Origin of the sequence: Mammaliicoccus sciuri, assembly GCF_025561425.1 — a bacterium.
GTDB classification, from domain to species: domain Bacteria; phylum Bacillota; class Bacilli; order Staphylococcales; family Staphylococcaceae; genus Mammaliicoccus; species Mammaliicoccus sciuri_A.
In genome coordinates this window covers 2,022,428-2,042,259 of the sequence record NZ_CP094824.1, presented here as the reverse complement: position 1 = coordinate 2,042,259, position 19,832 = coordinate 2,022,428, and the positions used below count along the sequence as shown (strand labels likewise).

Sequence of the window (19,832 nt, the reverse complement as noted above, 5' to 3'; positions counted from 1 at the left end):
ATGAAATTAACAGGAAAAATTTATTTTACAATCATACTTATATTTCTATACTTGCCTATCTTTTTCTTAATATTTTATTCATTTAACGGTGCAGGTAACATGACGCACTTTAAAGGCTTTACTTTTGATCATTACACATCAGTGTTTCAAAATAAACGATTGTTAGTGATTATTGTGAATACCATTGCGATTGCATTGTTGGCCGCGAGTATTTCTACTTTAATCGGAATATGTGGCGCAATAGGTATTTACTACTTAAGAAATAAAAAATTAAAAGTCGGATTATTAACATTGAATAATATCTTAATGGTAAGTTCTGATGTTGTAATCGGATCATCATTTTTACTGTTATTTACTGTTATTGATCACTATACAGGTATGGGGCTTGGTTTCTGGTCGGTATTAATATCTCATATAGCATTTTGTGTACCAATAGTCGTGCTTTTAGTACTTCCTAAACTATATGATATGAATACATCTATGATCGATGCTGCTAAAGATTTAGGTGCAACTTCATGGCAAACACTTATTAAAGTTGTGATACCTCATATTCTACCTGGTGCAATTGGTGGATTCTTTATGGCACTTACGTACTCATTAGATGACTTTACAGTGAGCTTTTTTGTGACAGGTAGTGGGTTTAGCGTATTATCTGTTGAAGTGTATTCAATGGCTAGAAAAGGTATTACAATGGAAATCAATGCGATTTCTACATTACTATTTGCGTTAGTTATGATACTGATTTTAGGATATTATTTCATAAAAAGAAGCCAACAAAAAAGACTTGAAAAAAGAGGGGGCATTATAAGATGAAACAATTAATGCAGTTAGTCGGCATCTCAATTGTTGTAGGGGCATTGTTAATGTTATCTACTAAATTAATTGATCCCCCTCCTTCTAAAGGAAAAAAGAATGTCATTTATGTATATAACTGGGGAGAATATATTGACCCAGATTTGACGAAAAAGTTTGAAAAACAAACAGGTATTAAAGTCGTATACGAAACGTTTGATTCAAATGAAGCGATGATGGCTAAAATTAAAAACGGTGGTACAGCATATGATGTTGCAGTACCAAGTGAGTATACTATTGAAAAAATGAAAAAAGAAAAGTTGTTAATACCGATTGATCATAAAAAAGTACCGAATTTAAAAAATATTGATAAAGATTTTATGAACCTACCATTTGATCCAGGGAATAAATACTCCGTACCTTATTTTTGGGGGACGGTAGGCATTTTGTACAATCCTGAAACAACGAAAGGGATCAACTTTAATACATGGAATAGTCTATGGGATAAACGTCTTAAAGATGATGTATTAATCGTTGATGGATCAAGAGAAGGTATAGGATTTGCATTAAATAGTATGAATGAAAGTTTAAATGAGACGAATAAACAAAAACTGAAAAAAGTACAAGATAAATTAATTAAGTTATCACCTAATGTTCGAGGTGTTGTAGGTGATGAAATTAATACAATGATGGTTCAGAATGAATCAGATGTAGCCGTTGTTTGGAGTGGTATGGCAGCTGATATCATGACTGAAAATGATAAATTGAATTTCGTTGTTCCTAAAGAAGGTTCAAACTTATGGTTTGATAATATCGTTATACCTAAGACAGCACAGAATGTTGATGGTGCACATAAATTTATTAACTTCTTATTAGAAGAGAAAAATGGAAAGCAAAATGCAGAGTGGGTTGGATATGCAACGCCTAACAAAGCTTCTTATAATCTTTTAGATAAGAGTGTTAGAGAAGATGAGCGTTTCTATCCTGATTCTTCAGTAAGAAATAAACTTGAAGTTTACAAAGATTTAGGAAAAGAAAATATAGCAGCGTATAATGAAGCCTTTTTAAAATTTAAAATGTCGCTTAATTAGTCATTATAAAGGGTCTTTGTGAGAAACAAAGCCCTTTTTTTGTTATAATTAAAACCAATTCATTATTAGGAGGTAAACATGATGAATTCATATGTAGAACATGTGAGACAGCCAGTTGGTAGAGGTGTAGAAAAATTTCTCGGCTGGTTTGCTTGGATTATCTTATTAGGCATAACAGCTTTATCTTTATTTGCTGCACTTGTCGTATTAAATAATCCAGATAATATAAATAGGCTAGAAACTTTAATTAATAGACTAAATATTAATATTACAACTAACGGACAATTAATGTCTGCTAGTGAAGTAGCACTCAATATTCAAAATGGTATTTGGTTATTTATAATTTACTTGATTATTGTTTTAATATTTTCATTTATTGGTTTAGTTTTAATGAGGTGGAGAATATTTTCTGCTTTTGTATTTTTACTTTTAGCAATTATAACAATTCCATTATTTATTGTGCTTGTACCATTATTCTTCTTTATTGTATGTATTTTATTATTCGTAAGAAAAGATAAAATATTACCAGTTCAAGGTATGGAACCACAACAACCATATTATGAAAATCAACGCGAAAATATTCCACCACAGCCTAGAGAACGTCAGCGAGTTGAACCTAAGCAGCAATATCGAGAAGAACATGTAGAAGAACCACTACAAGAGAAAGAGCGTTTAGCACAAGTTGATCCAGTAGAACAAACTGAAACGACTCATAGTGAGGAAGTGCTTTCTCGTAGTAAAAAGCATCAAAATAAAAAACAAAGAAATCAACAAGAAGAGACAAATGTTGAAGACTTAGATGATGCAGCTCAGTCCGATATAGATCAACAAGAGGATATTGGTCAAAGACATGAAGATCCATACAATTATGAAATAACACAATCAGATGAGTATCAAGTTCAACCTGATAAACTAAAAAAAGAAAAGAAACCTAAAAAAGTTAAACCTAATGCAACAATTGAAAGAAGAAAGAATTACGAAAAAAGAATGCAACAACAGAAAAAATATTTTGAAGAAAAAAATAAAGATGAACAAAATATAGAAAAAAACGATCATAAACTTGATAAATAAAATTCAGATTGAGATAATGATAATTGACAAAATTTAGGAGGGTTTAAATGAAAAGAACAACAGAATATATATTACTCGTTGTTGGTGCAGTATTCTCGTTAATTGGAATTGTATTGGCATTTATAACGAAATCTGTTTCGAATACTGCTGAATTTAAGATGGAATTTGAGCGACAAATGCAAAATAATCCTGATTTGCAAAATGAAGTGCCTTTGGATGAATTATCATCTGTTATGAGTAGTATATTGAATTATGCGCTTGTTATTCTAATCATCAGTATTATATTAGTGATAGTGGCATTAGTATTTGTTAAAAAGCAAAGAATTTTATCTGGTATATCAGCTATACTTGGTGGTCTTGTTTCAATACTCATCTTTAACATTATTTCATTCCTTGTATTAATTATTGCAGGTATTATGTTATTAGTGAGAAAAGAAAAAAATCATCAATTTGAAGATGTGAATTTCCAAAATGACCATAATCATTTAGACGATGATAATCATCAACAAAATCAGTTTAATTCAGAAGATAAAAAGAAAAAAGATGACGACCCATATATTTATTAATTAATAAAACAACAGCCCTTCAGTATCGAACTGAAGGGCTGTTGTTTTAAAAATTAACTATAAAATTTAATTAACTCATCAAATGTTTCATCTAAAAATGCAGTAAATGATTTATCTGTTTTTAATACATCAGACTTAGGATCTAAAGTACGTGCCACGAAGAATTCCGCTTTTTTAATATCTTTTAATCTCTTTATATGATGTTTCAAATCTTCTGTAGATAATGAATCAATAGGAGATTTATCAATATTATAATGATCAAAACATAATGAATAATCACTAGGTAAGTCTTCTAATAAGTTAAAGTTTTTATTTAAAAAGTCAGCCATTTGACCTTTGTTTTTATTTTCATGCATGACACCAAACATTATAAATAATTGTGATTCAAATAAACCAATTTGAAAATGTGGTAATATTTTATATCCACGTTGATTAGTCGCAAATGCAACCCACGTATCTTTAGGGGGATTTACAGTTCTTCTTGCATGTTTTGCAACATGGTAATGGAATGTATCTCCAGTTTGTTCAGTTAAATATTTTGTATATCTTTCACCTAAAGCATGTAATTGTGGTCTTACTTGTTCGTCTAGTGCTTGCATCCTATTTTCTAAACCTTCAACACTAAAAACTTTAAAATCTTTTTGTTTAAACGTATACTTAGTCATAGTTGTCCTCCTTATAACTGTGGTACATAACAATATTTTATCATAAATTTTTTTGAATATATAAAGAACAATGCTAATATAAAATAACATAGGAGGTTTTGTCATGGAAATATACAAATTTGCTTATCAAATAATACAAGAAGCGGGTCAAATTATTCGTGATTCAATAGATGACGATATTCAAATAGAAACAAAGTCAAATCCTAATGATTTAGTGACAAATATAGATAAAGAAACAGAAGAAAGATTATTTAATCAAATTAAATCTACATATCCAGAACATCGTATTTTAGGAGAAGAAGGTCACGGCACGGATATTGATAATACAGAGGGCGTCCTATGGATTGTTGACCCAATAGATGGCACACTTAACTTTGTACATCAACAAGAAAATTTCGCCATTTCAATCGGTATTTTTATTGATGGTGAAAAATATGCAGGATTTGTATATGATGTCATGAATGATAAAATGTATCACGCCATAGCTGGTAAAGGGGCATGGTTAAATAATGAACAACTTAAACCATTAGAAGATACTGATTTGCAGACCAGTTTAATTTCAACAAATCCTTTATGGTTAACAAAAGAAAAATTAGCTAAAATTTATATGCCGATTGTTGATCAAGCAAGAAGTACAAGAGCATACGGGTCAGCAGCGTTAGACTTTGCTAACGTTGCAAAAGGCAATACAAGTGCGTATTTAACAATGCGATTACATCCATGGGACTTTGCAGGAGGTTTAATAATTGCAGAAGAAGTAGGCGCAGTTGTAACAAACCAATTAGGAGAACACTTAAATATATTAGAAGCCAATTCAATTTTAATAGGCAATAAAAAAATTCACCAAGAACTATTGAATGAATACTTCTTACCATATAAGACAATGTTAGAACAAATTCATACAGAAAGATTTAAAGGAAAATAGCGAGCAGGCTTAAACAATTATTGTTTAAGCCTCTTTTTTATAGGGACATAATTCCGAGAAATGTCCGTAAGTGAGCGCCCACCTAACTACCAGAATTCAGAATAATGGAAGTTAGAGCATTCTAATTACCAGAATTCAGAATTATGATATCATGATCCGAACAAGATTCTAACAAAATCTATCACCTAAATATCAACACCATTTCCGATAAACACTTTACAACTAAATCTAAAATAACAAAAAAGCATATCACTTTAACGTTTCGTTAAGTGATATGCTTTTTATTTGAAGTCGTATGATGTTTATAGCCAACCGTTTTCGCGGTATTTCTTTTTAAGTGTAAAACCAAAGCCCATTGTTGCAACGATTAGCAATACTGCTAGTAACATAAACAACATTGAACCTTCTGCTAATGCAAAGCTAAACACTAAAAGGAGACATGTTACAATTAAAGCAAGTAGTACGAATATTGCTTTAGATTTCTTCATTTATATCCATCCTTTAACCGTTTTCATTATTTTATTATGCTTCACATTTAAAGAAAAATCAACCTGTTGATTAAAACGGTACTAAATAAAAAATATGGAAATTTGAGTAAATCTGTTCAATAATAGTTATTTTTCAAACGATTTATGTTATAATTATCAAGTTATAAATTTAAGTCGAATAAATGTCGATTAATTTAAATAGGAGAGGAAAATTTTTTGCATGACTAATTTAAGAGAAAATGTACGTAACATTGCGATTATTGCCCACGTTGACCACGGAAAAACAACTTTAGTAGATGAATTATTAAAGCAATCTGGTATTTTTCGTGAAAATGAACATATAGCAGAACGTGCGATGGATTCAAACGACCTTGAAAAAGAACGCGGTATTACGATATTAGCTAAAAATACGGCAATTGACTATAAAGATCACCGTATCAATATACTAGATACACCTGGACATGCTGACTTCGGAGGAGAAGTTGAGCGTATTATGAAAATGGTTGATGGTGTTGTATTAGTAGTAGATGCTTATGAAGGAACGATGCCACAAACACGTTTCGTACTTAAAAAAGCATTAGAACAAAATTTAAAACCAGTTGTAGTTGTTAATAAAATTGATAAACCTTCTGCAAGACCAGAACAAGTTGTAGATGAAGTATTAGACTTATTTATTGAATTAGATGCTAATGATGAGCAACTTGAATTCCCAGTTGTATATGCATCTGCATTAAGTGGTACTGCTAGTTTAGAGTCTGATAAACAAGACGAAAACATGCAATGTCTATATGAAACAATTTTAGAATATGTACCAGCACCTGTTGATAATAGAGATGAGCCATTACAATTCCAAGTTGCATTATTAGATTATAATGACTACGTTGGACGTATTGGTGTAGGACGTGTATTCAGAGGTACAATTAAAGTTGGACAACAAGTATCATTAGTTAAGATTGATGGTAGCGTTAAAAACTTCAGAGTTACAAAAATCTTTGGTTTCTTTGGTTTAAACCGTATAGAAATTGATGAAGCATACGCTGGTGACTTAATCGCTATTAGTGGTATGGAAGATATTAACGTAGGTGAAACAATTACACCTCAAGATCATGTTGAAGCTTTACCAATTTTAAGAATTGATGAGCCAACATTAGAAATGACATTCTCAGTTAATAATTCTCCATTCGCTGGTAAAGAAGGTACTTACGTAACAGCTCGTAAGATTGAAGAAAGATTAGAAACACAATTAGAAACAGATGTATCTTTACGTGTAACACCTACAGATTCACCTGATGCATGGGTTGTAGCAGGACGTGGGGAATTACATTTATCTATTCTAATTGAAAATATGAGACGTGAAGGTTATGAATTACAAGTTTCTAAACCTCAAGTTATTGTTAAAGAAATAGATGGCGTTAAATCTGAGCCTTATGAACGTGTTCAAATTGATGTTCCTGATGAATATACAGGTGCAATTATTGAATCTTTAGGATCTCGTAAAGGTGAAATGGTTGATATGCAATCTAACGAAAATGGCCAAACTAAATTAATCTTTATCGTTCCTGCTCGTGGATTAATTGGTTACACTACTGAATTCATGTCAATGACACGTGGTTATGGTATTATTAACCATACATTCGATTCTTACCGTCCAAGAATTAAAGGACGTATTGGTGGAAGAAGAAATGGTGTTCTTGTATCAATCGATAAAGGTGTAGCAAGTACTTATGCTATCTTGAACTTAGAAGATAGAGGTGTAAACTTCATGGAACCAGGTACTGAAGTTTATGAAGGTATGATTGTTGGTGAAAATACTCGTGAAAACGATCTAACAGTTAACATTACAAAAGTTAAAGCAGCTAACAACATCCGTTCAGCTACTAAAGAACAAACAACAACAATGAAAAAACCTAGAATTTTAACACTTGAAGAAGCGCTAGAATACTTAAATGATGACGAATTAGTTGAAGTAACACCTGAATCAATTCGTTTAAGAAAGAAAATTTTAGATAAATCAGAAAGAGAAAGAGCTCAGAAGAGACAAAAAATGGCTGAACAAGAAGAGGAGTGATATAGATGCTCTTAGTTGCTAAAAATGTAAGTGTTAATCCAACAGAAAGGCTTTCATTTTTTGGTAAGTTATTTAGAGTAGATGAGAACCCAGAGCTTGGTATGTGGCTTTTATTATTAACGATTTTTGTATTAAGTGCGATTGTTTATAATTTAGGGTTTGCAAGAAAACTAAAGTTTTGGCAAAACATTATTATCTATATATTACTGTTTTTAGGTTGTTTATTATTAACATTTCTAGCGGTATTCTTGCCTGTAGGAGAAAGTTTAATAATAGCAGCAATTGTTTTAGGTCTATATCGTTACAGACTTCATAAAGAACGGAGTAGCGGTAAACAACAATAAAAAAAGGCGGCTCGTAAGAGCTGCCTTTTTTATTTGTATTCTGATTTAGGTTTATCAAGTCTTTCTTTACAATCATCACACATAAATGTACGGATTGGGTGATTTCTTAATCTTTTTGCTTCTTTAGATTTAGAATCCAAATTAACAACAGAATCACAAATAATACATTTTACTTTCATAATCATGGTTAAACAACCTCTATGTCTGAAACATAACTGAATTTATTTTGGTAACCATTTTCTTGATCATAAGTAAAAGCGTCGATTTTGCCATCCTTATATATCATTTTTCCTTCTTTAGAGAATTGGAAAAATAAATATGGCCATTGTTCAATTGGAATTTCTATTGAATCTTGATCATTTTTCAAGACTACTTTTGTAGCGCTTTCATTTGGTTCGGCATTTTTGATAAAAGGCATCGCATTTATAACATAAGTATCTTTTAAAAATGAACGTCTTTTATAAGTTGTTTCACTATTTAATGTTGGAGGATTTGTAGCACCTTCAAGGATTGCACGGTTCCATGCAACATTATTTTCAAATTCAATTGGCTTTTCGCCATTAAAGATACCTTGCTCTAAATCTTCAATTTTTACTTTGCGATCATCAAAAATCCATGTTGTTGCATCTAACGTAATATTAAACTTCGTATTTCCTTTAATTTGTATCAATTTTTTCACTCCTATCAATCTCACAATTCAATTTTAACATATTTGTAATTAATAACCTTCTGTTTTCGCTTGCAATTTTCAGATTTGTAGGCTAAACTTTTATAAGTATAGAAACTTAAAAAATTAAGGGGGAGTATGTCATGCATTACGATTCAGAAATTTGTCAAAGGGCATATGACCAATTATATAACGATTCTGAAAAAATCCTTCAGTTAATAAAGGTACAAATGGACAACTTAACTATGCCACAATGTCCTTTATATGAGGAAGTTTTAGATACGCAAATGTTTGGTCTTCAAAAGGAAGTAGATTTTGCAGTACAAATTGGACTTGTTGATAGAGAAAAGGGTCAGACACTTATGGCAAGTTTAGAAAAGGAACTATCTAAATTGCATGATGCTTTCACAAATGCTTAAATTATACAAAGTCTAGAGAGGAGAAATCTTTCTTTAGACTTATTTTTTTAGAATTGGAATGAGTCGATGGAATATATTAAGAGGTTTTTCCAGTACATTAAGAATTACTCAAAATACATAGATTTCACATTGTTAATTACTTATATCATTTTATCATTCATTGGCTTAGTGATGGTATACAGCGCAAGTATGGTAGCTGCTACAAAAGGTACTTTAACAGGTGGTATCCCAGTATCGGGTACTTACTTTTTTGTAAGGCAGTTTATATATTGTATAGTTGGATTTTTTATTGTATTTTTTATGTCGTATTTTATGCATATTAACATTTTAAAGAATAAAAGAGTACAACAAATTGTTATATTCACAATATTTGGTTTGCTCGTGTTAACTTTACTTGTTGGTACGACTATTAACGGTGCAAAAAGTTGGATTAACTTAGGTTTTATGAACTTACAAGCATCTGAAATTTTGAAAGTTGCAATGATTTTATACTTATCATTCATTATTGATAAAAGACGAAATCGACTTAAGCAATTTAAACTTGCACTGATGATGCCTTTATTCTTGATTGGTACTTGTATTGGATTAGTCTTATTACAAAATGATACAGGTCAAGCGTTGATACTCTGTATGATTGTATTATGTATCTTCGCATATTCAGGTATTGGTATTAAAGCAATTTTAAAATGGTCTGGTCCAATTTTTGCAGGTGTTGTATTACTGATTATCTTTAGTATAGTGTTTAAAGGTGGCATTCTGTCACAACACCAAGCAGACCGATTCCATGTACTCGAAAATCCTTTCAACTACGAAAGCGGTATTGGATATCACTTAGCTAATTCATTATTAGCTATCGGTAACGGTGGTCTCTTTGGTAAAGGGCTAGGTAATGGCATTATGAAATTAGGTTATTTACCTGAACCGCATACAGACTTTATCTTTGCAGTTATCGCTGAAGAATTAGGCTTAGTCGGCGTGTTATTTATAATAGGATTACTTGGGTTCATTGTATATAAAGGTTTCTTATATGCAGCACTTACGGATTCATATTTCTTTAAATTAGTATGTGTCGGTATTTCAAGCTATATTGGTATTCAAACTTTTGTAAACTTAGCGGGTATTTCAGGAACGATTCCTTTAACAGGTGTTCCATTGCCATTTATGACATTTGGTGGATCTTCAATGTTAAGCTTAAGTATCGCGACAGGTATACTATTATTAACGGCTAAACAAATAAGAATTGAGAGTCGTCAAAGCACGAGATAAATGTATATTTAATCAATCAAATTAATAAATTATATAAAAATTGCGGATTATAGTAGAATATAACCCGCAATTTTTATATAATGGACTAATATATTGTTTTTAGAAAATTCAAATACATTGAGGGGAGCCTCCAAATATGAGCAAAATAAATAAATTATTAGTAGCCAATCGAGGCGAAATTGCAATCAGAATTTTTAGAGCAGCAACAGAGTTAGATATTGAAACGGTAGCGATTTATTCTAATGAAGACTTAGGGGCATTGCATAGATATAAAGCAGATGAGTCATATTTAGTAGATGAAAATCTTGGACCAACTGAAAGTTATTTAAATATAGAGGCAATTATAAAAGTTGCTAAAAAAGCAGGCGTCGATGCGATTCATCCGGGATATGGGTTTTTAAGTGAAAATGAAACATTCGCAAAGAGATGTGCTGAAGAAGGCATTAAATTTATTGGACCAGAACTTAAACATTTAGACATGTTTGGGGATAAGGTAAAAGCAAGAGCGACAGCTATAGCTGCAGATGTTCCAGTTATTCCAGGAACTGATGGTGCTGTTGAATTATTTGAGGAAGTAGAAGCATTTACAAAAGAACACGGTTTCCCAGTTATCATCAAAGCCATTTCAGGTGGTGGTGGTAAAGGTATGCGTATCGTTAATAATGCGAGTGAATTAGAAGATGCATACCAAAGAGCTAAATCAGAAGCTGGAAAATCTTTTGGAAATAGCGAAGTTTATGTCGAAAAATACATAGATCAACCAAAACATATTGAAGTTCAAATCATAGGTGACGAACACGGAAACTTAGTTCATTTATATGAAAGAGATTGTTCAGTACAACGTAGACATCAAAAAGTCGTAGAAGTTGCACCATCTGTCTCATTAGGTGATGAATTAAGACATCGTATTTGTAATGTCGCATTAGACTTAATGAAGAAAATCGGATATGTCAATGCAGGTACGGTTGAGTTCTTAGTATCTGGTGATGAATTCTACTTTATTGAAGTTAACCCACGTGTACAAGTAGAACATACTATTACTGAAATGGTAACAGGTATTGATATTGTTAAGACGCAAATATTAGTTGCTGAAGGTGAATCATTATTTGGTGACAAAATTGAAATGCCACAACAAGAAGACATTACTACTTTAGGTTTCGCAATTCAAAGTCGTATCACAACTGAAGATCCATTAAATGACTTCATGCCAGATACAGGTAAAATTATTGCTTACCGTTCAAGTGGTGGCTTCGGCGTAAGACTAGATGCTGGTGATGGATTCGAAGGTGCAGAAATATCACCTTATTACGATTCATTATTAGTGAAAGTTTCAACGCATGCTATGTCATTAAGACAAGCGACTGAAAAAATGTTGCGTTCTCTTAAAGAAATGAGAATAAGAGGTATTAAAACCAATATTCCATTCCTATATAATGTGGTAAATCACGAGAAGTTTGCGAAGGGTACATATACAACTAAATTCTTAGAAAACAACCCAGAGCTTTTTGAGATTACACCAACTAGAGATAGAGGTACAAAAACGTTACAATATATCGGAAACATTTCTGTAAATGGATTTCCTGGTGTGGAAAAACGAGAAAAACCACACTTCGAAAAGTTCAAATTAGAGGAAGTGTCTAAAGAAGAAATTGCATCATTATCAGGTACGAAGCAAATTTTAGAACAACATGGACCTGAAGGCGTAAGTAAATGGTTAAAAGAACAAGAAGAAGTACTATTAACAGATACGACGTTTAGAGATGCACATCAATCATTATTAGCAACACGTATGAGAACATACGATATGTTACAAATTGCTCCTGAAACAGCTAAATATTTAAATGATGCATTTTCATTAGAAATGTGGGGCGGTGCAACATTTGATGTGGCATACAACTTCTTAAAAGAGAATCCATGGGAACGTTTAACACGCTTACGTAAAAAAATTCCAAATGTGTTATTCCAAATGTTGTTAAGAGCATCAAATGCAGTTGGATATAAAAACTACCCTGATAATGTGATTGAAAAATTTGTTAAAGAAAGTGCCGAAGCCGGAATCGATGTGTTTAGAATATTCGATTCATTAAACTGGTTAGATCAAATGAAAGTCGCAAATGAAGCGGTACAAAAATCAGGTAAAATTTCAGAAGGTGCGATTTGCTACACAGGCGATATCTTAAATCCAGAAAGATCTAACGTATATACTTTAGAGTATTACATTAATCTAGCTAAAGAATTACAACGTGAAGGTGTACATATTCTTGGCATTAAAGATATGGCTGGATTGTTAAAACCTAAAGCAGCTTACGAACTAATTAGTGAATTGAAGACACAAATTGATATTCCAATCCATTTACATACTCATGATACGAGTGGTAACGGATTACTTGTTTATCAAAGTGCGATAAGAGCAGGTGTTGATGTTATTGATACTGCAGTAGCTAGTATGAGTGGTACAACATCACAACCTTCAGCTAACTCTTTATACTATGCATTAAGTGGAAATGAAAGAGATGTTAGAATAAATATTGATGGTCTTGAAAGATTATCTCAATATTGGGATACAGTTAGAAACTATTATTCTGATTTTGAAAGTGATATTCGTTCTCCACATACTGAAATTTACCAACATGAGATGCCAGGTGGACAGTATTCTAACCTTGGCCAACAAGCTAAAAGTTTAGGATTAGGTGAAAGATTTAATGAAGTTAAAGACATGTATAAACGTGTTAACTTATTATTTGGTGATATCGTAAAAGTAACACCTTCTTCTAAAGTAGTTGGGGACATGGCATTATACATGGTTCAAAATGATTTAGATGAAGAAAGTGTCATTAAACGTGGACGTTCACTAGATTTCCCTGAATCAGTTGTCTCATTCTTTAAAGGTGAAATTGGTCAACCGGTAAATGGCTTTAATAAAGAATTACAAAAAGTCATCTTAAAAGGTCAACAACCAATTGAAAAACGACCAGGTGAATTATTAGAGCCTGTTGATTTTGATGCATTGCGTGAAGAGCTACAAGCTAAACAACAAGAAGAAGTAACAGAACAAGATTTAATCAGTTATGCCATTTATCCTAAAGTTTACGAACAATATATTAAGACATATGAAAGTTTCGGAAACTTATCATTGTTAGACACACCTACATTCTTATTCGGTATGAAGAAAAATGAAACGGTAGAAATAACAATTGATAAAGGTAAGATCTTAATCGTTAAATTACTTTCTATTGGTCATGTATACGAAGATGGTCATCGTTGGGTATACTATGAGTTGAATGGTCAACCAAGAAAAGTATACGTTAAAGATGAACATGTTAAAGTTTCTGAGGCAGTATTACAAAAAGCAGACTTAAGTAATGAATCTCATATTGGTGCTCAAATGCCTGGTACAATTTCAGAAGTGAAAGTAAAACAAGGTGATGAAGTGAAACAAGGTGACGCACTTATCATTACTGAAGCAATGAAAATGGAAACAACAATACAAGCACCATTTGATGGAACGGTAAGCAATATTTACGTTTCAGCTGGTGACAGTATTCAAACACAAGATTTGATTATTACAATCGATAAAGCATAATAAAGTAAAAGCCGCTTAAATCAAATGATGATTTAAGCGGCTTTTTGTATGTTAACTTCGACGTTTAGAACGTGATATTAGCATAATAAAGTAACATAATAATCCAAATAACATTGTTATAAATAATGCGTGGAAGAGTGCGATAAATAAATTAACACGTGTGATAATTGATAAAGCACCTGTTGTTACTTGTAAACAAACTAGTACAAAAGCTAATGTCCAACCGTATTTAATAACGCGGTATTGTGTATAATTTTTGAAAGCATGAATGAATATATATAATATCCAAATAAATATGATGAAAGCTAAAGTTCTATGTGACATTTGAATCCATTCATAAAAGTTTTGAGGTAGTCCGACTTCACCGTTTCTACATAATGGCCAACTTAAACATGCTAAACTTGCATCTGCATGTCTTACGAGTGCGCCTGAATAAATCACAAAATATATAAATAATGTAACAGCATAAGTGTGGAACCTTAAGTGTTTATCTATTATTAAACTTGTAGCTTCGAATTTTTGATCAACTTCATAAATGATTAATGTTAATAATAAAACTGAAGCGAAGCTAATAAGTGATATTCCGAAATGTAGAGATAAAATAAAATCATTTTGTTGCCATATTACAGCTGCTGCACCAATTAAAGCTTGGGCAAAGATAAATGCAATGCTCGTAATACAAAGTGGTTTAACTTCTCTAATATGACCAAGTTTGACCCAACTTATATAAGTAAGTAAACAAACAAGAATAAGTGCTAATCCAGATACGCCTCTATGGGCTAATTCTATAATCGTTTCTACTGGCCAATCTGCAGGTATAACAGAGCCATGACATAATGGCCAAGAGTTTCCGCAACCATCGGCAGAACCAGTCTTCGTAACTAAAGCGCCACCTAATTGGACAAAGAGCATCACAATTGTCGCTATAGTGGATAGCCATTTTAAAAATTTATCACTAAACAATTCGAACACCTCAAGTAAAATTAAAATTGATATTTATAGTACTATAAAATGAGTTTTATTCTAAAATAAACCTTATTTATATGTCAAAATATGATAGAATTTAAGAGAACAACGTATTAACAATTATTCTTACTTTAATACGATTCTAATTTAAACACTAATATCTATAGTATAACAATGAATGTGCATTGTAAATGTTACACAATAATGACTTTTTATGCGAACAAATGACAAGTAATAAAATGTCAAAATTTTGTTTCAAAAATGTATAGATTATGTGACAATTTTCATATATCATTGAATTATATGTGAAAGATAATGGAAGGAGGGACAAAATTGCAACAAAATCAATATAGTGTGACTTCTGAGAAAGAAATAGAAACTGGTCGTCTCACTTTGTATGAAATTAAAGCCATCATTAAAATGGGTCTTGTTCAAGGAAATTTGATCCCAACATTTGCAGGTGCGTGGCTTGCAATAGTATTTGGTGGATTTAACTTCTTCCACAGTTTATCGGTTGTTCTATTAATGATGGTAGGATCAACCCTTATTATGGGTGGAGCATGTGCTATAAACAATTATTACGATCAAGATATCGATTCTATCATGCCTTCAAAACAAAAGAGACCTACAGTAAATGGACGTATTAGTAATCGCCACTTAATACAATTAAGTTTCGGATTAATGGTTGTGGGTGAAATTTTATTATTCATGATAAATATTCCAACTGGCATAATTGGATTACTTGGTATATTTGGATATGTTGTACTGTACTCAATATGGTCAAAAAGACATACCGTTTGGAATACAGTTGTAGGAAGTTTTCCAGGTGCAATACCGCCGTTAATTGGTTGGGCGAGTATTGATCCATCATTAAGCCCATTAGCATGGACACTATTCTTAGTGTTATTTGCATGGCAACCTGCTCATTTTTATGCTTTAGCTTATCGTCGTAAAGATGAATATGCCTTAGCTAATATACCAATGTTACCGTCAGTTAAAAGCTTCAATAGAACGCGTTTAAGTATGTTGTTTTGGGTAGTTCTATTATTACCGATACCGTTCTTAATGACGCAACTTGGTACAGTGTTTATCGTTATTGCAACACTGCTCAATTTAGCATGGATGTTATTAGCTTTATATGGATTTAAAAAAGAAATAAACAAATCAAAATGGGCTACGAGTATGTTTGTTTTTTCTTTAAATTATCTTGTTATTTTCTTTGTCATGACAGTTATCGTAACTGTTATACAATTAATATAATTAATTATGAATGAATGCATGAAAGAGGGGTTAAACGAATGAAGACACGTTTAAAAAACACGAAAATGTTCGGTTTGCTTGCTACTTTGCTGTTTGTATTAGCAGGTTGTGGACAAAAACATTTATCAGTACTTCACCCAGCTGGTGAAGTGGCTGATAAACAATTCTTTTTACTAATGCTTTCAATAGGCATTATGTTGCTAGTTATTGTTGTAGTTGTTGTTATATTCTTATTTGCAATGATTAAATTCCGTCGTAAAAAATTAGGTGAAGATTATGTACCTAAAGACGTTGAAGGAAATCATAAATTAGAATTGGTTTGGACAATCATCCCAATTATTTTACTTATTGTTCTAGCAATTCCTACTGTTATGCTTACGTTCTCACTTGGAGATACGAAATCAATCGACAAAGTAGATGAAAAAGGTAAAAGTAAAGAACTTGTTATTGATGTAACTGCTAACCTTTATTGGTGGGAGTTTAGTTATCCAAATGAAAAAATTGTTACCAGCCAAGAACTCGTTGTACCTACAGATAAGAAAGTTTACTTCAGATTACATTCAGCTGATGTTAAACACTCATTCTGGGTACCAGCAGTTGGAGGAAAATTGGATACTAACGTAGAAGGTATTAATAAATTCTACTTAAAATTCGATGATAAAAGAGCTAAAGAAGTCAAAAATCTATTCTATGGTAAGTGTGCTGAGTTATGTGGACCATCACATGCTTTAATGGACTTTAAAGTGAAAGCCCTACCACAAGATGATTTTGATAAATGGGTTAAAGATATGAAAGACGTTAAAAAACCTGTAGCCGCTACTTCTAGCCAAGCTAAAGAGGGTGAAAAGGTATTTAACAAATCATGTGCAGGATGTCACGCTGTTACACCAACAGGAGATGGAGCTAAAGGCCCTAACTTAACTAACTTTGGTGATCGTGATTTAATTGCAGGTTACTTAAAACATGATGAAGAAAATATTAAAAAATGGATTAAAGACCCAGAAAGCGTTAAACCTGGTAATAAGATGACTGGTCAATATAAAGTTTCTGATGAAGACATTGACGCTTTATCTGCCTACTTAATGGAAAGAAAAGTTGATAAGTAAGAATTGAAAGGGAGGTTACTCTAGTGTCTACTCAAAGTAAAAAGGGGTTTGGATCGACTATTTGGGACTATTTAACAACAGTCGACCACAAAAAAATTGCTATTTTGTATTTAATTGCTGGGGGATTATTCTTTGCTATCGGTGGTATCGAAGCAATGTTAATTCGTATCCAGTTAGCAGTTCCAGAAAACGACTTTGTTACAGCTGGACTGTTTAATGAAATTATCACAATGCATGGTACAACAATGATATTCTTAGCCGCAATGCCTTTGTTATTCGGTTATATGAACGCAGTTGTCCCATTACAAATTGGTGCACGAGATGTTGCATTTCCATTCTTAAATGCATTAGGTTTCTGGTTATTCTTCTTCGGTGGAATTTTCTTAAACTTATCTTGGATTTTAGGTGGAGCGCCTAACGCAGGTTGGACATCTTATGCAAGTTTATCTTTAGAATCGGCAGGGCATGGTATTAACTTCTATGCTCTAGGGTTACAAATCTCTGGTGCTGGTACATTAATTGCTGGTATTAACTTTGTAGCTACAATCGTTAACATGAGAGCACCTGGTATGACGTATATGCGTATGCCATTAATGACTTGGACAACATTTGTTGCTTCAACATTAATCGTATTTGCATTCCCACCATTAACTATCGGTATTTTCTTATTAATTTTCGATAGAATGTTTGGTACATCATTCTTCGTTGCTTCTCAAGGTGGTAACACAATTATTTGGGAACATTTATTCTGGATCTTTGGACACCCAGAAGTTTATATTTTAGTATTACCAGCGTTCGGTATATTCTCTGAAATTATACCTGTATTCGCTAGAAAACGTTTATTCGGTTATTCAGCGATGGTATTCGCTACAGTATTAATCGGTTTCTTAGGATTCATGGTTTGGGCTCACCACATGTTCACTGTAGGTTTAGGTCCAGTAGCTAACGCAATATTCGCTGTTGCAACAATGGCAATTGCGGTTCCAACTGGTGTGAAAATATTCAACTGGTTACTAACTGTATGGGGCGGTAGCGTTGAATTTACTACACCAATGTTATATGCGTTATTCTTTATTCCATCATTCGTTATGGGTGGGGTAACAGGTGTCATGCAAGCATCAGCACCAGCTGACTATCAATTACATGACTCATACTTTATCGTTGCTCACTTCCACTACGTAATTGTTGGTGGTGTAGTATTCGCATTATTAGCTGGTTTACATTATTGGTTCCCGCTAATAGCTGGTAAAATGTTAAGTGAAAAATTAGGTAAAGTAACATTCTGGTTATTCTTTATTGGTTTCCATTTAACATTCTTAATTCAACATTTCTTAGGACTATGGGGTATGCCACGTCGAGTATTTACATACTTACCTGGTCAAGGGTATGACATACCAAACTTAGTTTCAACAATTGGTGCGCTATTCATGGCAGTAGCTGTTATTACTGAAGTTATCAATGTAATCATGACATTAGCTAAAGGTGAAAAAGTTGGAAAAGATGCTTGGGGAGACGGCCGTACTTTAGAATGGGCGTTACCAGTACCAACACCACATTATAACTTTGCACAAACACCATTAGTTCGTGGATTAGATGCATTATGGATTGAAAAAACACAAGGCGACGGAAAAATTCTTCCAGCTGAATCTTTAGATGAGATTCATATGCCAAATAATTCATTTATTCCATTTATGCAAGCATTCGGTTTATTCGTAGCAGCATTTGGTGCTATGTACTTTGCAGATGGTAAAGAATGGGCTCTAGATGCAGTTAAAGATTTACATGAAAAACCATGGGCAGTATACGTATTGATTCTTGGTTTAGGTATTACTGCAGGAAGTATGATTGTAAGATCACTTAAAGATGATCATGGTCATCATATTTCTAAAGAAGAGTTATTAGAGTATGAAAGGGGTGAGCGTTAATGTCACATGAAGAAGCAAAATTTACAGCTGACAATTGGCCAAACCATCCTGAAACAGCATCTATGGAAGGTAAGAACAAACTCGTAGGATTTTGGGTGTTCTTAGGTGGAGAGGTTGCATTATTCGCATCACTATTCGCTACTTACTTAGCACTAAAAGATGCTGTACCAAGTGAAGATCATTTATTAGCTAAAGATTTATTCCATTTACCATTAGCGTTCGTAATGACGATGTTATTATTAACATCATCTTTAACAAGTGTGTATGCTTTATATCATATGCGTAATTTCAATGCTAAAGGATTATTCCTTTGGATTGGTATTACAATATTGTTAGGATTAGGATTCTTAGGATTAGAAATTTATGAATTTGTTGAGTATGTACATCAAGGTCATACATTCCGTTCAAGTGCATTCGGTAGTGCCTTCTACTTCTTAGTAGGAACACACGGATTCCACGTACTTATAGGTTTAGTATGGTTAACATTACTCATCTTCCGTAATAGAGCTAGAGGATTAAGTATTTATAATGCACATAAATTTAATACTGCTGCTTTATATTGGCACTTCATTGACGTTGTATGGGTGTTTATCTTTACAGTAGTATACTTGATGGGAGCGTTAGGATAAT

General features: G+C 32.5%; 19 protein-coding genes. 14 read left to right on the top strand and 5 right to left on the bottom strand.

What is annotated here, in order from left to right; all coding sequences use genetic code 11:
• The 4 genes from MUA60_RS10640 to MUA60_RS10625 all read left to right on the top strand — a co-directional run bounded on the left by MUA60_RS10640 (window position 1) and on the right by MUA60_RS10625 (window position 3,520).
• The gene (locus MUA60_RS10640; RefSeq protein ID WP_262648209.1) at window positions 1–813 is read left to right on the top strand and encodes an ABC transporter permease; all 813 of its coding nucleotides are present in this window, start codon (window positions 1–3) and stop codon (window positions 811–813) included.
• Window positions 810–1,883: an ABC transporter substrate-binding protein gene (locus MUA60_RS10635; RefSeq protein ID WP_262648208.1), complete on the top strand. Its 1,074-nt coding sequence runs from the start codon at window positions 810–812 to the stop codon at window positions 1,881–1,883. Before MUA60_RS10640 ends, MUA60_RS10635 begins: the two co-directional genes overlap by 4 nt.
• Window positions 1,884–1,961: 78 nt before the next feature.
• Window positions 1,962–2,954: a DUF4064 domain-containing protein gene (locus MUA60_RS10630; protein WP_262648207.1), complete on the top strand. Its 993-nt coding sequence runs from the start codon at window positions 1,962–1,964 to the stop codon at window positions 2,952–2,954.
• 47 nt (window positions 2,955–3,001) lie between these two features.
• The gene (locus tag MUA60_RS10625; RefSeq protein WP_262648206.1) at window positions 3,002–3,520 is read left to right on the top strand and encodes a DUF4064 domain-containing protein; all 519 of its coding nucleotides are present in this window, start codon (window positions 3,002–3,004) and stop codon (window positions 3,518–3,520) included.
• 53 nt (window positions 3,521–3,573) lie between these two features.
• On the opposite strand, the gene MUA60_RS10620 is transcribed toward MUA60_RS10625, so the two are convergent.
• Window positions 3,574–4,185, bottom strand: a complete 612-nt coding sequence (locus MUA60_RS10620; RefSeq protein ID WP_262648205.1) for a YktB family protein — start codon at window positions 4,183–4,185, stop codon at window positions 3,574–3,576.
• A 103-nt stretch (window positions 4,186–4,288) separates the two neighbouring features.
• Between MUA60_RS10620 and MUA60_RS10615 the strand changes: the two genes are divergently transcribed.
• Window positions 4,289–5,110, top strand: coding sequence for an inositol monophosphatase family protein (locus MUA60_RS10615; protein WP_262648204.1), 822 nt, complete (start codon window positions 4,289–4,291; stop codon window positions 5,108–5,110).
• A gap of 302 nt (window positions 5,111–5,412) precedes the next feature.
• Here MUA60_RS10615 and MUA60_RS10610 read toward each other — a convergent pair whose 3' ends face one another.
• The gene (locus MUA60_RS10610) at window positions 5,413–5,598 is read right to left on the bottom strand and encodes a DUF5325 family protein (RefSeq protein WP_048542258.1); all 186 of its coding nucleotides are present in this window, start codon (window positions 5,596–5,598) and stop codon (window positions 5,413–5,415) included.
• Window positions 5,599–5,818: 220 nt separating this feature from the next.
• Between MUA60_RS10610 and typA the strand changes: the two genes are divergently transcribed.
• Both typA and MUA60_RS10600 read left to right on the top strand, forming a co-directional pair.
• Window positions 5,819–7,666: a translational GTPase TypA gene (typA, locus tag MUA60_RS10605; RefSeq protein ID WP_262648203.1), complete on the top strand. Its 1,848-nt coding sequence runs from the start codon at window positions 5,819–5,821 to the stop codon at window positions 7,664–7,666.
• Window positions 7,667–7,671: 5 nt separating this feature from the next.
• Entirely contained in the window at window positions 7,672–8,010 is a 339-nt protein-coding gene (locus MUA60_RS10600; protein WP_037587446.1) for a YlaH-like family protein, read from the top strand.
• 29 nt (window positions 8,011–8,039) lie between these two features.
• Here the strand turns inward: MUA60_RS10600 and MUA60_RS10595 are convergent, their stop codons facing one another.
• Together MUA60_RS10595 and MUA60_RS10590 are read right to left on the bottom strand one after the other, a co-directional pair.
• A complete protein-coding gene (locus MUA60_RS10595; protein ID WP_243559153.1) occupies window positions 8,040–8,192 on the bottom strand; it encodes a DUF2197 domain-containing protein in 153 nt (50 codons plus the stop codon).
• Between the two features lie 5 nt (window positions 8,193–8,197).
• Window positions 8,198–8,680: a hypothetical protein gene (locus tag MUA60_RS10590; RefSeq protein WP_048542262.1), complete on the bottom strand. Its 483-nt coding sequence runs from the start codon at window positions 8,678–8,680 to the stop codon at window positions 8,198–8,200.
• Window positions 8,681–8,820: 140 nt separating this feature from the next.
• Here MUA60_RS10590 and MUA60_RS10585 point away from each other — a divergent pair, with 140 nt between their 5' ends.
• The 3 genes from MUA60_RS10585 to MUA60_RS10575 all read left to right on the top strand — a co-directional run bounded on the left by MUA60_RS10585 (window position 8,821) and on the right by MUA60_RS10575 (window position 13,945).
• Complete coding sequence (locus MUA60_RS10585) at window positions 8,821–9,096, top strand: Fpa/YlaN family protein (RefSeq protein WP_025904660.1); 276 nt, start codon at window positions 8,821–8,823, stop codon at window positions 9,094–9,096.
• A 66-nt stretch (window positions 9,097–9,162) separates the two neighbouring features.
• Entirely contained in the window at window positions 9,163–10,362 is a 1,200-nt protein-coding gene (locus MUA60_RS10580) for an FtsW/RodA/SpoVE family cell cycle protein (RefSeq protein WP_262648202.1), read from the top strand.
• A gap of 136 nt (window positions 10,363–10,498) precedes the next feature.
• Window positions 10,499–13,945, top strand: coding sequence for a pyruvate carboxylase (locus MUA60_RS10575; protein WP_262648201.1), 3,447 nt, complete (start codon window positions 10,499–10,501; stop codon window positions 13,943–13,945).
• A 51-nt stretch (window positions 13,946–13,996) separates the two neighbouring features.
• Here MUA60_RS10575 and MUA60_RS10570 read toward each other — a convergent pair whose 3' ends face one another.
• Window positions 13,997–14,908: a COX15/CtaA family protein gene (locus tag MUA60_RS10570; protein WP_262648200.1), complete on the bottom strand. Its 912-nt coding sequence runs from the start codon at window positions 14,906–14,908 to the stop codon at window positions 13,997–13,999.
• 357 nt (window positions 14,909–15,265) lie between these two features.
• On the opposite strand from MUA60_RS10570, the gene cyoE reads away from it, so the two are divergent.
• The 4 genes from cyoE to MUA60_RS10550 are packed head-to-tail and all read left to right on the top strand — an operon-like array spanning window position 15,266 to window position 19,831.
• On the top strand, window positions 15,266–16,171 hold the full coding sequence (gene cyoE, locus MUA60_RS10565; RefSeq protein ID WP_262650614.1) for a heme o synthase: 906 nt from the start codon (window positions 15,266–15,268) through the stop codon (window positions 16,169–16,171).
• Between the two features lie 38 nt (window positions 16,172–16,209).
• Complete coding sequence (gene coxB / locus MUA60_RS10560; protein ID WP_262648199.1) at window positions 16,210–17,277, top strand: cytochrome c oxidase subunit II; 1,068 nt, start codon at window positions 16,210–16,212, stop codon at window positions 17,275–17,277.
• A gap of 23 nt (window positions 17,278–17,300) precedes the next feature.
• Window positions 17,301–19,202, top strand: a complete 1,902-nt coding sequence (gene ctaD, locus MUA60_RS10555) for a cytochrome c oxidase subunit I (protein WP_048542273.1) — start codon at window positions 17,301–17,303, stop codon at window positions 19,200–19,202.
• The gene (locus MUA60_RS10550) at window positions 19,202–19,831 is read left to right on the top strand and encodes a cytochrome c oxidase subunit 3 (protein WP_025904653.1); all 630 of its coding nucleotides are present in this window, start codon (window positions 19,202–19,204) and stop codon (window positions 19,829–19,831) included. Before ctaD ends, MUA60_RS10550 begins: the two co-directional genes overlap by 1 nt.
• Window position 19,832: the final 1 nt, after the last annotated feature.